Here is a 16,852-nt window from a genome sequence, read left to right on the forward strand (position 1 = left end):
CTACGCTCTTATTTGCTTGTCTATTAAGTTAATTGTTGTGGCAGATTTTTCATAATCTTGCTTCATTGTTACAGTTGTTATTGGTGTATAACGTGCTAAATCACAGTTTTCTAAAATAGCTTCAAAGTCTGATATAACACTTGTTTCTACTTGTCTTTCTGACAACAATGTTTTGATTTTATCTTTACTTAAATCTGAGGTTTCGATATTTAATCGTCCTTTTAAATAATTGTGTAATGCTTTTTCTAAAGCAATATAAAATGCTTCTTTTTGTCCTAAAGCTTTTTTTGCTTCGCCTAAATATTTTTTAGCTAATTTATCTGCTCTTCTAATTCTGTTTCCAGAAACGTCAGCATCTCTTGCGTCACGTTTTCTTCTATATATTAATGCTAATGGAATAGCTAATAATGGTCCTAGTAAGCTGGTCCAAAACATTGGAGAGTTTAAAAAAGTCTCTTGTGTTGTTGCCTTAAAATTAGTTTTGGTTTTAATAAATGCAAACTGATTTTGATTTAAAGCTACAGCTTGTTTACCATTAGTAGTCTTTGGTAAATTATTATCTGCTTCTGCGTAAACAGGTCCTTCAAGCACATTAATTATAATATCTTCTGATGTTATTTCTTTATATTTTTCGGTTTTTAAATCGAAATAAGAAAAGCTAACATTTGGAATTGGAAACTTACCTTTATACTGTGGAATAATTGTGTAAGTGTCTGAAATTGTTCCTTGCATTCCAGCCATATTTGTCCTCACTTTTTCTTGATGTTCTGGCTCGTAAACCTCAAGTGTACTTGGTGTTGTTAGTTTTGGTAATTCAAATAATTTAAGATTTCCTTTTCCTGAAACTTCTATTTTAGCCTGTAAAGATTCTGTTGCATTTAAACTGTTTTTTGAAGTTGTCATGTTAAACTGAAAATCTCCTACAGCTCCTGTAAAATTTTCTGGTTTACCTTCTTCTGGTAATGGTTTTACGTTTATTGTTCTGGTACTTGCAGTAATTGTTCTGTGTTGTTGAGTTTTAAGACGACGTCCATAAATATCACGTCTACCAGTTGGCACATCAATAGTTAAATCTAAGCTTAGTGGCTCGATAATTAATTTACCTGTTTTTTGAGGATATAACACTGTTTTACGTAGTGTTACATATCTATAATCTTCGCCTTTATATGTACCATTTTGAGCTTTTACCCTTTTATCATCCATACTTTGACTCCAAAACCCATTAAACTCTGGGCTTTGCAGCTCTCTGTAGTTACTTATACTTACTGAAGGTGCAACATATAATTTATAGACCACACTTATAGGTTGATTTAAGTATGGTTTAGAATTAGATACCTCTGCAATTAAATGAATATGTTCTTGTACGATATAATCAGGATCGTTTGGATTGTCTGGTTTTGTTTTAGCTTTTGTAACCTTTATAGTTATTGGAGACGTCTTAAATGTATTACCATCTATTTGAATTTTAGCTTGATTTATAGTAAACGTTCCTATTTTTTTTGGAGCTAAAAAGTAACTATATATTTTACTAAAACTTTTTTGACCATTAAACCACGAATTACTAACTGACTGATTTGGTCCTCCAACTACAACAAAATCCGAAAAGCTAGGTGGCTCAAAATTATCTCCATCTTTATTCATCTGGAAGTCCACACGTAACCGTTCATTCAATCCTAGTTTTTTCTTAGATACTTTAGCCTGAAATTTAACAGCATTATCATCCTGCGCATTTACCAAAGTGGTACAGCACATTAAAAATAGGATAAATATGTGTTTTAGTAATTTCATTTAAAGCGTCAAATATAAAAATTTAGTTACCAATCTTTTTCCGTTTGTTGTTTTGCTCCTTTTACTTTTTGAGCATTTATTTTTTCTTGAACTTTTTGTTCTTGGTTTTCCATAGCTTCTAACAAATTTTTAATTTGTTGAGGCGACATTTGTCCAGGTTGCGGTTGCTTTTGTTGGTCTTTCTGGTCTCCTTCTTTTGCGTCCTTTTCTTTTTCATCTTTAGGCTCTCCATCTTTGTCTTTATCTTGGTCACCTTCCTTTTTATCTTCTTCTCCTTTATCCTCTTGCTCCTTTTCGTTATTTTCTTTTTGGTCTTGGTCTTTGTTTTCGTCTTTATCTTTGTTATTGTCGCCTTCTTCGTCATCTTCTTGAGGCTTGTCGTCGTCTTTTTGGTTTTCTGCACACTCTTTTGCTAATGCGTAATTATATCGTGTTTCATCATCAGAAGGGTTGTTTCTAAGTGCATTTTTAAATGCTTCAGTAGCTTCTTTACACTTGTCTTCTTCCATTAAAATATTACCTATATTATGAAATGCTTTATGCTTTTGGTCTTTTGAAGTTGCGTTTTTTGCTGCTTGCTGGTTTCTGTACAAAGCCTCTTCAAAATTGCCTTTTTTAAAGTATTGGTGTCCTAAATTATAAGCTCCTGCAACTTGTGTTGGTTTTATTGATAATGCTTTGCGGTATTCCATTTCTGCTTCTTCAAAAGCATCATTATTTGCTAAAGTATTAGCTTCTGCAACGTAATTTTGTGCTTTAAGCTTTTGTTTTAGTAATGCTTTATCTTCTGTTTTGTCTTGCGCAAAAACAGTAATAGAAACAAAAAGTAATATGTAGGATAAAAAATTTTTCATTTAAATTATATAACTCGTAAATATACTAAAGGCTTGTAAAGGTTGTTGTTAATGGATTTATAAATTCTCGTTAAAAAGATTTAATTTTTTTAACCAAGCTGTTTTTCGTTCTAACAGAAAAATATCTATAAATAATAACAAAATTGCTAAGCCTAAAAACCACTGAAAACGACCTTCAAAATTTGCGATTTGCTTAGCTTCAAACTCTTTTTTATCCATTTTATTTAAAATGTCTGTCATTTGCTTAACCACTTTATCTGTAACTTTTCCGTTAATATATACACCATTGGCTTGATTAGCAATGTCTTTTAACGTCTTTTCATCTAATCTTGTAATTACGGTCTCGCCTTGCTTATCTTTTTTGTAGTTAAGTAGCACTCCGTTTCTTTTAATTGGAATTGGTCCTCCTCCAGTTTCTCCTACACCAATAGTAAATATTTTAATACCTTCTTTACTAGCCTCCTCTGCTACTTGTACTGCTGCTTCGCTATGATCTTCTCCATCAGAAATTATGACCAATACACGATTGGTCTGCTCGTCATCATCATAATAAGTCTTTGCTAAATTAATTGCTGCGTTAATTGCTGTACCTTGAGATGATAACATATCAGTATTTAGATTTTGCAAAAACATTTTAGCAGCAGAATAGTCTGTTGTTATTGGCAACTGCGGAAATGCTTTTCCTGCATAAGCTATTATTCCAACACGATCACTACCTAATTTATCTATGATTTTAGATACTAACTGTTGTGATTTTTGTAGTCTATTTGGTTTAATATCTTCTGCAAGCATACTCTTAGATACGTCTACTGCAAAAACAATATCCACACCTTCTCGCTTTACTGTTTCTAACGTTGTACCAACTTTAGGGTTTACTAAAGCTATAGTTAAACTGGCAAAAGCTAAACATAATACAATAAGTTTTAAAACGGATTTAAATACGGATTGATTTGGACTTAAACGTTTTAAAAGTGCTTTGTTGGCAAACTTTTTTTGCGTGCGTTTTTTCCATAATTGCAGCAATAAAAAGAAGACCACAACTACTGGAATAACCAGGAGTGTCCAAAACCATATTTTTTCTTCTAATTGAAACATTTTTTAATGTTAATTTATTTTTATTAATTCGCTTTCGCGAAAATTATTATCCCTTATATAAAGCTTCTAAACAATGTTATTCTAATTATAAATGCTAATAATAACAACGCTCCAGCAATCCAGACAAATGGTCTAAAATGCTCTTGATAGGTTGTAAATTTTATTTCGTCTATTTCAGTTTTTTCTAGCTTATTAATCTCTGCGTAAATCTGTTCTAATTTTTGATTATTATTAGCTCTAAAATATTTTCCGCCAGTTACTTTTGCTATTTCTTTTAGCAAATCTTCATCAATCTCTACTTGAACTCTGTCATACTGGAATCTTCCATTAGGTAAAATTGCAACTGGTGACATTGCCAAACCATTAGATCCTATTCCTATGGTGTACACTTTGATATTATACTCTACAGCTAATTCGCTTGCAATTTGAGGGTTTAACACTCCAGAATTATTAACTCCATCTGTCAATAAAATAATGACTTTACTTTTAGCTTTACTGTCTTTTAGTCTATTTACTGAGGTTGCTAAACCCATTCCAATAGCAGTACCACCTTCTATAATTGTATTGTATTTAATACTATTTAAAGAACTTAACACAATAGATTTATCACTTGTAATTGGGGTTTTTGTATAGCTTTCTCCTGCGTATTCTACTAGTCCAATCCTGTCGTTTGGTCTCCCTTTTATAAACTTTGAAGCCACGTTTTTTATAGACTCTAAACGGTTTGGATTAAAATCTTTTGCTAACATACTTGCAGAGACATCTATTGCCATTACAATATCAATACCTCTAGTTGTTTTTGTTTTTGTGTTAGTTTCTGACGTACGTGGTCTTGCTAATGCTGTTATTAAAAAAGCTAAAGCCAATAAGCGTAACGCAAAAAGTAAATGTTTAAATTTTGGCAACCAAGAATTGGTGATTTTAAACCCTTTTAAGCTTGAAATTTTAAGCTCTGCGTTTTGTTGTTTATGTTTAAAAAAATACCAAAAAATAGCTAGTGGTAACGCTAAAAGCAACCAGAAAAATTCTTTATTTAAAAATGTAATTCCGTCTAACATTAGTCCTGTTTTTGATTAAGTTCTACAGATGCTATTATACGCTCAACCACTTGATCTAAGTATATGTCGTCTTTTAAATAGGTGATTATAATTTGTTGCATTACGTCTTTATTTGCAAAACCTAATATTACAAATTGACCATTAACATAGTCTTCTTTAGCATCATCTATTGGATACTCAAATGTTCCTGAAGTTTTAACTCCTTCTGCTCCATTTGGGGTGACAAACTTGTCTTTGTTTGATATTATGTTTCTTCCACCTTCTGTTTCCATTGCTTTTAAACTACCTTCAATTGCATTTAAAAGATTATCATCTGATGTTGGTGCATTTTCTCCTGTTGGCATTCCAGAAAAAACGGTTGAAGCAGTTGCTACAGTAAATTTATTTTCTAACTCAAAACCAAATGCAGACATTTTAATTTTGTCTTTCATTTCGTCTGGAATTGGTACTTCCTCTCTTTTTAAAACTTCTGGAGTAGAGATTGTTATTGGCGGAAATCCATAGTCACTATCCACCCATCCACCATCTAATAGTTGTTTAGTCTCTTTTTGAAAAATAGTGTCTACCACATTTGTAAATCCATATTTATAACTAAAAGCAGCAAATGTTAAACCCATTAAAAACACTAAAGCTGCAATGGTAACCCAAATTTTTAGTCGTTTTTCTTTACGCTCTTGTTGCTTTTTATATTCTAAATCTAGTAGTTTTTCTTCTTCTGAAGGTTCTGGAAGGGCTTCCTTTACCACATCAATTTCTTGGTCAATTACGGTTCTATCAATCTTTGCTAGTTCTATATCTGGAGCAGATTTTGCAAATTTTACTAAATCTGCACGTTTTAATACTGCTTCTAATTTTTTAATTTCGTCTTTAGATAAATCTATTTGATTACCATCTGTTAATACATTTAATCTAGTAATTAACTGGTCTGTTGTGCTTTCTAATGCTTGATCGTATACTTTTTCGTCTAAATATCTACGTATTGCAAACGTTAGCTCTGAGTAATAATCTTTGTAATTATCAACTTCTAAATAATTGCTTTCGTCTAATTTTTGTAATGCTAATTTTGCCCTATCATAAGGTGGTAATAATGCTATTTGCTCTTCTTCTGTCAATGGTTTTTTTCTCCATATAAACCAATAAATTAAAAAACCTACAAGACTTAAAATAGCTAAAGCCAATAATGCATATAGCCACCAATTGCTAGATGGTTTTTCAACACTTATCATAGGTTTAATATCAAATAATTTTTGCTTTGTTGTATCTACTTGGATATTGTTAACATTAACTAACAAAGAGTCTGTAACATATTGTTTTCCAGCAATTATTACTTTTTGTTTTGGAATAACATAGCGTCCAGAATCAAACTGTGTTAGTCCATATTTTTTGATAAGTTTATACTTAGCTTCTTGTTTTGTTGTATCTGTTTTATAAGATTCAATCATTTCTAAAGGCATAAAACTTTGTCCTTCAGGAAATATTACACGATTTACAGTGTCTGTTTCTACTTCTATTTTATAAGTAATTTGTGCTCCGATTTTTATAGAAGTCGAGTCTATGGAAGATTTGACTTGACTAAAGGAAACCATAGAGAACAGAAAAAAGAATACAGACAGAACACCTTTTATTGTCTGCTTTATTTTAATGTTTATAAATATAAAATCGTAATTCATAACTCTTTTATCCTCTTGTTTTAAAATATCCTAATAGTTTTTTAACATAACTTTCATCTGTTCTGCAAGCAATACTTCCTGCTCCAGATTTTGCAAAACTATCCTTATAATAGTCTACTTTTTGGTTATAAAACTTAGCGTAATTGTTTCTAACTGTTTTAGAATTGGTATTAACCAACAGAAGTTCTCCTGACTCTTCATCTTGCATTTGTACCATTCCTAAATTAGGGATACTTTCTTCATGTCTATCATAAACTCTTATTCCTGTAATGTCATGTTTTCCTGCTGCAATCTTTAATGTTTGCTTATAATCGTCTGCAATAAAATCGCTCATAACAAATACAATTGCTTTCTTTTTCATGACGTTTCTTAAAAACTTCAAAGCTTCAGCAATATTGGTTTGTTTACTTTTTGGGCTAAACTCTATTAACTCTCTTATTATACGTAGGACATGAGAGCGTCCTTTTTTTGGCGGAATGTATAGCTCAACCTCATCCGAAAACAAAATTAACCCAATTTTATCGTTGTTTTGAGTTGCCGAAAATGCTAACGTTGCAGCGATTTCTGTAACAATTTCGTTTTTAAATTGATTTTCTGTCCCAAATAACTCTGAACCTGAAACGTCAACCATTAACATCATAGTTAATTCACGCTCTTCTTCAAAAACTTTAATATGTGGTTGATTAGTACGTGCTGTAACATTCCAATCTATGTTTCTAACATCATCACCAAATTGGTATTGTCTTACTTCAGAAAAAGTCATACCACGTCCTTTGAAGGTCGAATGGTATTCGCCTCCAAAGATATGATCAGACAAACGACGTGTCTTAATCTCTATTTTACGTACTTTTTTTAATAATTCTTTAGTATCCATCTTTCAAATTATGATAGTAGATTTTGATTTACTTTTTATTAAATCATCATTCGATATTCTAAAATCTGAAATTTTATGGTACTTCTACTACATTTACAATCTTATTGATAATGTCTTCAGAGGTTACATTTTCTGCTTCTGCCTCATACGTAATACCAATTCTGTGACGTAACACATCATGGACTACTGCACGAACATCTTCTGGGATTACATAACCACGACGCTTAATAAAAGCGTAACATTTTGCAGCATTTGCCAAATTAATACTTCCACGAGGTGAAGCTCCAAAAGAGATTAATGGTTTTAAATCGGCTAGTTTATAATTTTCTGGATAACGTGTCGCAAAGATGATATCTAAAATATATTTTTCTATTTTTTCATCCATGTAAACTTCTCTAACAGCTTCTTGTGCTTTTAATATTTGTGCAACTGATACTACAGGATTTACTTTTTCCCAACTTCCTTTTAAGTTAGCACGCATTATTAATTGCTCTTCAGCAATTTTTGGATAATCTATAACCGTTTTTAACATAAAACGATCCACTTGTGCTTCTGGCAATTGATAAGTCCCTTCTTGTTCTACAGGGTTTTGAGTTGCCATTACTAAAAATGGTTTGTCAAGTTTAAAGGTTTCGTCACCAATAGTTACTTGCTTTTCTTGCATGGCTTCTAATAGTGCAGATTGTACTTTTGCAGGAGCTCTGTTAATCTCATCTGCAAGTACAAAATTGGCAAATATTGGTCCTTTTTTAATAGAAAAATCATTTTCTTTCATATTAAAAATTAAAGTACCTACAACATCTGCTGGTAATAAATCTGGAGTAAATTGTATACGACTAAAACTTGCATCAATTGCTTGAGATAGTGTGTTAATTGCCAATGTTTTTGCTAATCCAGGCACACCTTCTAATAAAATATGTCCTTGTCCTAATAGCCCAATTAGTAAACGCTCGACCATGTGTTTTTGTCCAACTATTACTTTATTCATTTCAAGCATTAGTAAATCAACAAATGCACTTTCCTTCTCTATTTTTTCGTTAATTGATTTTATATCAATTGTACTAGTTTGTTCCATTATTTATTAATTTTAATAGGGACTAAATTATCTATTTATTTTCAAGTGATGCAATTTGTTAATTTTTTTGTTGCAACGATGTTAATAATTGGTTAAAAATAGCGTGTTTGTTACACTTTTAAGAGTAATTTATGTTTTACTTTTAATCAACAATCAAATATCAAGATTATTAACAATTAATTAAATGTTTTTTAATGAATAATGAAATTAAATTATGAGTAGTAAAACAGCATTAATAACAGGAGCAACTAGTGGAATTGGAAGGGCTACTGCACATGAATTTGCAAAACAAGGCATTAATATTATTATTTGTGGACGTCGTCAGGAGCGTTTAGATACTATAGAAAAAGCATTATCAAAACTTACTAATGTATATACTTTAAACTTTGATGTAAGGGATAAAAAAGCAGTTTTTAAAGCAATTGAGTCTTTACCATCAGAATTTAAACAAATTGATATCTTAATTAATAACGCAGGAAACGCACATGGTTTAGACCCAATCCAAGATGGTAATCTGGACGATTGGGATGCAATGATGGATATAAATGTTAAAGGACTACTTTATGTAAGTAAAGCGGTAATACCACAAATGACTGCACGTAAATCTGGACATATTATTAATATTGGGTCGTCAGCAGGAAAGGAAGTATATCCAAATGGTAATGTATATTGTGCAAGTAAACATGCTGTTGTTGCAGTGACAGAAGGGATGCGTATTGACCTTAACCCTTTTGGAATAAAAGTTACTGCTATAAATCCTGGTTTGGTGGAAACGGAATTTTCGCAAGTCCGTTTTAAAGGAGATGCTAAAGCAGATAACGTTTATAAAGGTTATAAAGCCTTACAACCAGAAGACTTAGCAGATGTTATTTACTTTGCAGTATCACGTCCTGCACATGTAAATATTGCAGATGTACTAATGTTTTGTACTGCACAAGCTAGTAGTACTATTGTAAAAAAGGAGTAAAGCTATGGTTAACAAACGCTTACTTATTAAAAACCTACTCGCACATAACGATGAGAATAGTTTTTATGACAAAAAGCGAAAAATTGATATTAGTCAAAAAGAAGGAAAAGCTAAGTTTTTAAAGCACATTTGTGCTTTGTCAAATAGTAATCCTAAAAACAACTCGTTTATTGTTATTGGTGTCGAGGATGAGGATAATAAAATAATTGGAGTAGATTTTTTTGACGATTCTAAAATCCAAAACCTTATCAATGCCTACTTAACCAATCCACCAATTGTACAATATGAAAACATTCCATTTCCGCATTTGCCAGACGATAAAGTAGTTGGTTTAGTAACTATTCGAGCCAATGAAGGGTTAACTTCTTTAAGAAAAAACATTTGGAAATATTATGGTGGATCTGTCTTTTTTAGGGATGGTAGCATGAGCATGCCAAAGGTTTTTAAAAGCGACATTAAGGATGTTAATTCTAAAATTGTTGAAGCTATTGAAAATCATGCGCAAAATAATATTGAATATACTTTAAATGGTGTTTTTGATTTTATGCAAAAACGACAAGATTACGACCCAAAATATATGGTATTTAAAGAATATTTTGTGCTGTGTTGGTCAGGTGAAAAAAAACATGTTAAAGATGAAACCTTTTACTCTAGAGTAGACATAGAATTAATTAACGAGCAAGTACGTTTATTTTTTTCAACCTTAGATGAAGTTGCGATTAGTTATAACAAGGATTCTTTTACTATTATAGAGTATGTGCAACTAGGACTTCAAAATTCCTTTAAATACTATCCTTTAGAGCGTACAGTAATTAGTTTTGGTAACAATGCTAATTACAACATAGACTCGACCTTATTGTTTAATCCGCCTCAATTTGATAAAAAGATTTTACATCATATTTATAATTCTAATAATGCACTATTAGAGAAGCTAAAGAAAAATATAGATCTAAATAAAAACGAATTACTTGATTTAAACAACTTGTCTGCTACCTATTTAATTTGTTATTTAAATTTATTTCATGAAGCATTAGATAAATTAAATGAAGCTAAGCCTTATTTAAAAAAATTTCCTGAAATTTACAATAAACACAAAGAGTCTTTACGAATTTTAAGAAAAGTAAAATATAGTTAAATAACTACTTTTACGATTTAAGTATTACCAATTACACAGTTTTTTTAACCAACCATAAATTACTTTTTAACATACTTATTAATAGGTGTTATATTTATAACGCTATTAATCAACTATAAAAAACCTTAATTCTCCCCATAAAGATTGGGCACTGGATTAAGGTTTTTATTTTTTAAATAAAATCTAGTTTACTAAAAGATTTATCTAATACTTTTTGGTCATTAACATTTAACCATTTGTCAAGTATTGTAGCGTAAATAGTTCTAAAGTCAATTTCGTATTTAATATCTCCATTATTGTCTAAATCTTGCAACGTTGTTAAATTATTATATAACCCTTGTTTTTTTAATTGGTCTCCAATAATAAATACATTATTAGCTGCTCCATGATCTGTACCTTTACTATAATTTTGACTAACACGTCTTCCAAATTCTGAAAACGTCAAAATTAAGGTATCCTTAAAATTATTTTGTTTTTTTAAATCCTTAACAAAAGCAGATATGCTATCTGCATAATTAGCTAATAAGCGATCTTGCTTAGCATTTTGATTAGAATGTGTATCAAAACCAGATAATGAGGTGTAAAAAACCTTTGTAGCTACTCTAGAGTTTATAAACTGTGCTACTGTACTTAATTGATTACCTAATGCGTTTTTAGGATAATCCTTTGATATAGATGTTCCTTTAGTGGTTTCATATAAATATCTTGCAGAAGACTTCCCATCTATCATTGTTCTATATAAATAACCTAAATTATGTTCATTTAAATGCTGTTGAGAATTTTGATATGCCAAAATTGTATTAAAATCAGACTCTTGTAAGGATCTATATAACTCTGTTGCATTTTTTGTTGCAATTCCATTTTTAAACTTACCTTTTAAAGCTAAAGATAAACTCTCATCTATTTGCATTGCTGTATGGGCATTTTGACCGTAGTTGTCCAAATATCTTCCTAACCATCCAGTTTGTTCTTTTTTATTAGTTGTTCCTGTGTGCCAAATATCTGATGATTTAAAATGTGATCTTTTAGGATTTGGATAACCTACATTATTAATTATACATAAGTCTCCTGAATCATAAAGGTGCTTAAGTGGTCTTAAGCTTTTATGAAATCCTAACTCATCATTTAACCTTAACGTTTCATTTTTTTTAATTGCAATTTTAGGTCTTGATCTATAGTAAATATCATTACGATAAGGTATTATTGTATTTAAACCATCATTACCACCTGTTAATTGAACTATTACTAAACGTTTATAACCAATGCTTTTAATATCTATAGTTTCAAATGCTTTTAAAAAACTTGGAACTAAGGTTAAACTACTTGCTAAAACAGTATTTTTAATAAATTTTCTTCTTTCCATAATTAATTAACACATTTGATATTCTGGTAATGACATAATCTTGACTAAGTTTTTCTTTTTTGGTCTTCTTCCAAAAGTTGATATATATCTTGATGTACCAGAGTTAATATCACATAAAATTAAACTATCTAATAAGTTATGTAATTTTAATTTTTTTACTCTTTTTTTATATGTTTTCCAATCAACATATACGTCAAGTTTATCTTGGTATTTATTTTTAACACTAACTATTTTTAAATTTTTTTTATCTAGGCTTCCTGTTGTTTTAAATGTATAAGATTCTTTTTCAAATAACATTGAGGGCAATTTAACCCTTAACATTAAACTATTTGTAGTTATCCAATTTTTACCACCTTTCCAACCTCCTACATTTGGTGGATCTAAAAGTACTTGATCTAATAATCTTTGGATTTTAAGAAATTCTTTTTCATCTCTAAACCTATAGGGTACTATTTTATATATACCAACTAATAAATCTATTGGAGATTTAATTTTATTACCTATATTTTTCTTAGCATAAAACCAATCAGACATAAAAAGATAGCGCATTAAGTTTTCAATATTATAATCCTTAAAAAAGATAGAGGTCATTTCTTCCACATGATTATCATTGGGTATATCATTTACAAAATGGACATATATTCTTTCGCATATATATCTTGCACATTGTTTTTTGGATAAAATAATATCTACAATTTCGTCTCCATCAAAGTTTCCTTTTTGATTAAAAAAAACTTTTTGATTTACATCATGTTTATTTTTTCTTAATATAAAGTTTCCATTAAAACCATGAGAATAACCTGTAAATGCTCTAGCACATTCTTTAATATCTTTTTCTGTATAATTACCTTCGCCAAGTGTAAATAATTCTAACAATTCTCTTGCAAAGTTTTCATTAGGGCTTTTTTTATTATTCTGATTTAAATTTAAATAATTAATCATTGATGCTTCTTTTGTTATTGCTTTAACAAATTCCCTAAAGTCACCTAATGCATGTTTTCTTAATGTGGTGTTATATTTATAAATGTATTTTGTATTTCTGTCTCTACAAACAAAGTGATTAGCCCAAAATAAGGTCATTTTTTCTCTTAATACTTCTTCTGTATTAACAATAGATTTTATCCAACTTATATTAAAATTTTTTGTTTGCGCTTCATTAAGCTTGGACAATGCTTTTTGTCTTTCTTCATTTTTATGAATATAGTTTTTTGTATACATGTTAAACATTGAAAAATTAAAAGGCACATTAGTTATTGGTTTAGATTTTAAAAACAAATCATCAACAATTTGATGTTTGCTTTTATTTTCCATAGCCAAGATTTGTTTTGGTGTTAACCCAAAACCTGCTCTCCAATGTAAATGCTGAACTTCCTTAATAGTCATAAAAATTTTAATTAAAATAGATCAAAAACCCTTCCAAAATTTAAATAAAAAAAACCGTTTTAAAAAAACGGTTTTTTAATTAGTTTATTTTCCACCATCCAATTGGTCTTGCCAATCTTTAAGTTTTTGCCATAATCCTTTAGCAGCAAGATCTGCTTGTTCTGGCCAAGTTCCTGGTTTATGCATTTCAAAACGCTTTCCTCCACTTTTTAAAACTTCTTGACATTTATCAACGCTACAGTCTGCTAAAGCAGCCCAAGTACTAACATTATGATTATGAAACAATTCTTTAATTTTTGGTCCAATACCTTCAACAACCGTTAAGTCGTCTTGTTTAATCTTTTTTCCAAATGCTGCTTTAGCTGCTGCTGCATCAAAAGCTACTGATGTACTAGCTGAAGCTGTTGCTGCTCCTGCTGCAAATGAAGATACTGTGTTACCAGCACCAGAAGATCTAGATATAGAATCTTTACTTGCTTTACAAGCTGCTAAATCTGTTTCTAGCTTGCTAATTCTGTTTTTGTAAACATCTACATCTACGTTGTTATTATTGCTTCCACCTAGAAGTTTTCCTAAAAGGTATCCTAAAATTGCACTTATTAATCCTACTAATAATGGGATTAACCAGCAAGGAATACTATTAAATATGTTTAATGATAAATTCATGATTTTTTGTTTTTTTAGTTAATGGTTACAACTACTCTTCTATTTTTAGCTTTTCCTTCTTCTGTTGCATTATCTGCAATTGGAGAATCAGGTCCTTTAGAAGCGGAATTAATTTTACTGGCTGCAATGCCATTTTCTACTAAATAGTTTTTAGCAAAATCTGCTCTTTCTTGTCCTAATCTTACATTTGTTGCTCTACTTCCAGTATTATCTGTATAGCCTGTAACATTAAGGGATGCTCCATCAACTTTGTCTGTATATTTAACCATATCAGCAACTTTTTGACGTTGTTCTGCAGTTAAGTTTATAGAAGCTTGAGCTGTATTGAAGTATAAGATTAATGGATCTGCTTTTATAGCGTCTCCTAAAGCTTTTAAAGCATCTGCTTGGCTAGTATCACCATCTTCCATTGTGTTTATATTGTAACTTAATGGTCCATGTAATATACTATTATCATCTGCAATAAAACTGTCGTCTAATTTTCCAAACGTGTTTACGTTTTTAGAGGACATACCTTTTGAAGTTAAATAATTTTTAACAGCATTTGCACGTGCTAATCCTAAATTAGGGAATGCAGAGGTGTTATTTTCATCACTTCTATAATGTCCAGTAATGTCAATTGATTTATTTGGATTTGCTCCAAAATAATCAACAAGTTGTGTTAATCCATTATCAACCTCAGGAGAGAGAGGTTCTATATAGTGAAAATCTGATGTTTTGAAATTAATATTATCATTAATATCAAAACTTAAATTACCATTAGCATCTTTTACTGCAAATGCATTCATGGTAGCATCTAATTTTGCTTTAACATCATTCTTGTTTTCTATTGTATTTACATTGGTATTAGCGTCTGCATTTACAGTGCCATAACAACATTTACAACAAAAAAACCAGTACAGAATTGTACCTAGAATAATGGTTAGCAAAATACCTAGTAGATAACCGGTTTTTTTACTCATTATGGTTTGGTTTTTTAAGTTAATGACTATCAAGTTATTAAAAAAATTAACATTTATTATGAATTATTAAAATAATAACTGTTAAAAATCGATAAACGACATAAAAAGCTAGCTAAAAACAAGTTGCATCAAAAAAGCCACATCAAAAAGATGTGGCTTAATTTCCGCGAAAGCGATACTATATTATAAATCAAACTTAATTCCCTGAGCTAAAGGTAACTCGTCAGAATAGTTAACAGTATTGGTTTGTCTTCTCATGTAAATCTTCCATGCATCAGATCCAGACTCGCGTCCTCCACCTGTTTCTTTTTCTCCTCCAAAAGCTCCACCAATTTCTGCTCCAGATGTTCCAATATTGACATTTGCAATACCACAATCTGATCCTGAAAATGATAAGAATTTTTCTGCTTCTTTCATTTCGTTTGTCATAATTGCAGACGACAATCCTTGTGCTACTCCGTTTTGCATATCTATTGCATTTTCTACTTCTCCAGAATATTTCATTAAATATAAAATTGGTGCAAAAGTTTCTGATTGTACAATTTTAAAATCATTTTTTGCTTCAATTATTGCTGGTTTTACATAACATCCAGACTCATAACCTTCACCTTCTAAAACGCCTCCTTCAATTAATACGTTTCCACCTTCTGCTTTTGCTGTTTCAATTGCAGCTAAATAAGTGTTTACAGAATCTTGATCTATTAATGGTCCTATATGATTTTTCTCGTCTAATGGGTTTCCTATAGTTAATTGTCCGTATGCACCAACAATTGCATCTCTTACTTTATCATAAACAGATTCATGTATAATTAAACGACGTGTAGATGTACAACGTTGTCCACATGTACCTACAGCTCCAAATACTGCACCTGGAACAACTACTTTTAAATCTGCTGTTGGTGTAATTATTATAGCATTATTACCTCCTAATTCTAATAACGATTTTCCAAAACGTTCTGCTACTGTTGCTCCAACAATACGTCCCATTCTAGTAGATCCTGTTGCAGATATTAACGGTATCCTATGGTCTGTTGTCATAAACTCACCAACTTTATAATCTCCATTAATAATACACGAGATACCTTCGTCTAGACCGTTTTCTTTTAAAACGTCTGCTATAATATTTTGACAAGCAACAGCACAAACTGGAGCTTTTTCTGATGCTTTCCAAACACATGTGTCACCACATACCCAAGCTAAAGCTGTATTCCAAGCCCAAACTGCTACAGGAAAATTAAATGCTGATATGATTCCAACAACACCTAGAGAGTGCCACTGCTCTCGCATTACGTGACCTGGTCTTTCAGACGGAATAGTTTGACCATTTAATTGTCTTGATAAACCTACTGCAAAATCGCAGATATCAATCATTTCTTGAACTTCTCCATAACCTTCTTGCAAAGATTTTCCCATCTCATAGGACACTAATTTTCCTAATGGTTCTTTTAGTTCTCTTAGTTTATTTCCAAATTGGCGTACAATTTCTCCTCTTTGAGGTGCTGGCATTGCTCTAAACGTCTTAAAACTTTTAGTAGCTGCTTCCATTACCTTGTCGTAATCTGCTCTTGTAGTTGTAGATACTTTTGCAATTAGTTTACCATCAACTGGAGAATAACTTTCTAGTAAGTCTCCACTTCCAAAATTGTTAGATCCTGTAGAAGTACCATGATTAACATCCTTAACACCTAACTGTTGTAATGCTTCTTTAATTCCGAATTTAGCCGAAATGTCTGTCATTTTATATAGATTTTTGCGAATTATTAAATAATAAGGCAAAGATACTGAATTTTAATAAAAAAAAGAGAGCCATTTGCTTGTCTCTTTTTATTTAATTGATAAGCCTCTACGCTTATAAATTAGTTGTTAACGAATATTAGATTTACTCTAAAATTTGATTAAAATACCTTACTTTTATTTTTGATAATTTGCTCATAAATAAAATTTATGATGAATTTAACAAGA

Annotated in this window: 14 protein-coding genes; 2 read left to right on the forward strand and 12 right to left on the reverse strand. The window is 30.7% G+C overall.

Annotated features, from left to right (window positions below):
- The 7 genes from SJY17_RS03035 to SJY17_RS03065 form a co-directional block, all read right to left on the reverse strand.
- Positions 1-1,788 (reverse strand): BatD family protein, encoded by a 1,788-nt coding sequence (locus tag SJY17_RS03035; RefSeq protein WP_397363986.1) that lies wholly within the window; start codon positions 1,786-1,788, stop codon positions 1-3.
- A gap of 26 nt (positions 1,789-1,814) precedes the next feature.
- On the reverse strand, positions 1,815-2,642 hold the full coding sequence (locus SJY17_RS03040; protein WP_397363987.1) for an aerotolerance regulator BatC: 828 nt from the start codon (positions 2,640-2,642) through the stop codon (positions 1,815-1,817).
- Positions 2,643-2,699: 57 nt separating this feature from the next.
- Positions 2,700-3,737 carry a VWA domain-containing protein gene (locus SJY17_RS03045; protein WP_397363988.1) on the reverse strand — a complete coding sequence of 346 codons (1,038 nt, stop codon included), beginning with the start codon at positions 3,735-3,737 and terminating at the stop codon, positions 2,700-2,702.
- Between the two features lie 53 nt (positions 3,738-3,790).
- On the reverse strand, positions 3,791-4,795 hold the full coding sequence (locus SJY17_RS03050; protein ID WP_397363989.1) for a VWA domain-containing protein: 1,005 nt from the start codon (positions 4,793-4,795) through the stop codon (positions 3,791-3,793).
- A complete protein-coding gene (locus SJY17_RS03055; RefSeq protein WP_397363990.1) occupies positions 4,795-6,465 on the reverse strand; it encodes a hypothetical protein in 1,671 nt (556 codons plus the stop codon). Before SJY17_RS03055 ends, SJY17_RS03050 begins: the two co-directional genes overlap by 1 nt.
- A 7-nt stretch (positions 6,466-6,472) precedes the next feature.
- Entirely contained in the window at positions 6,473-7,339 is an 867-nt protein-coding gene (locus SJY17_RS03060) for a DUF58 domain-containing protein (RefSeq protein ID WP_397363991.1), read from the reverse strand.
- Between the two features lie 73 nt (positions 7,340-7,412).
- A complete protein-coding gene (locus tag SJY17_RS03065) occupies positions 7,413-8,414 on the reverse strand; it encodes an AAA family ATPase (protein ID WP_397363992.1) in 1,002 nt (333 codons plus the stop codon).
- A gap of 214 nt (positions 8,415-8,628) precedes the next feature.
- Here SJY17_RS03065 and SJY17_RS03070 point away from each other — a divergent pair, with 214 nt between their 5' ends.
- Together SJY17_RS03070 and SJY17_RS03075 are read left to right on the forward strand one after the other, a co-directional pair.
- Positions 8,629-9,381, forward strand: coding sequence for an SDR family NAD(P)-dependent oxidoreductase (locus SJY17_RS03070; RefSeq protein WP_397363993.1), 753 nt, complete (start codon positions 8,629-8,631; stop codon positions 9,379-9,381).
- A 4-nt stretch (positions 9,382-9,385) separates the two neighbouring features.
- A complete protein-coding gene (locus SJY17_RS03075) occupies positions 9,386-10,516 on the forward strand; it encodes an ATP-binding protein (protein WP_397363994.1) in 1,131 nt (376 codons plus the stop codon).
- A gap of 172 nt (positions 10,517-10,688) precedes the next feature.
- Here SJY17_RS03075 and SJY17_RS03080 read toward each other — a convergent pair whose 3' ends face one another.
- The 5 genes from SJY17_RS03080 to SJY17_RS03100 form a co-directional block, all read right to left on the reverse strand.
- A complete protein-coding gene (locus tag SJY17_RS03080) occupies positions 10,689-11,879 on the reverse strand; it encodes a DUF1501 domain-containing protein (RefSeq protein ID WP_397363995.1) in 1,191 nt (396 codons plus the stop codon).
- Between the two features lie 6 nt (positions 11,880-11,885).
- On the reverse strand, positions 11,886-13,262 hold the full coding sequence (locus tag SJY17_RS03085; RefSeq protein WP_397363996.1) for a DUF1800 family protein: 1,377 nt from the start codon (positions 13,260-13,262) through the stop codon (positions 11,886-11,888).
- Between the two features lie 84 nt (positions 13,263-13,346).
- Complete coding sequence (locus SJY17_RS03090; RefSeq protein ID WP_397363997.1) at positions 13,347-13,928, reverse strand: hypothetical protein; 582 nt, start codon at positions 13,926-13,928, stop codon at positions 13,347-13,349.
- Between the two features lie 14 nt (positions 13,929-13,942).
- Positions 13,943-14,890 carry an OmpA family protein gene (locus tag SJY17_RS03095; protein WP_397363998.1) on the reverse strand — a complete coding sequence of 316 codons (948 nt, stop codon included), beginning with the start codon at positions 14,888-14,890 and terminating at the stop codon, positions 13,943-13,945.
- Between the two features lie 183 nt (positions 14,891-15,073).
- Positions 15,074-16,627 carry an aldehyde dehydrogenase family protein gene (locus SJY17_RS03100; RefSeq protein ID WP_397363999.1) on the reverse strand — a complete coding sequence of 518 codons (1,554 nt, stop codon included), beginning with the start codon at positions 16,625-16,627 and terminating at the stop codon, positions 15,074-15,076.
- Positions 16,628-16,852 lie beyond the last annotated feature (225 nt).

Source organism: Olleya sp. R77988, assembly GCF_044594215.1.
GTDB lineage: Bacteria > Bacteroidota > Bacteroidia > Flavobacteriales > Flavobacteriaceae > Olleya.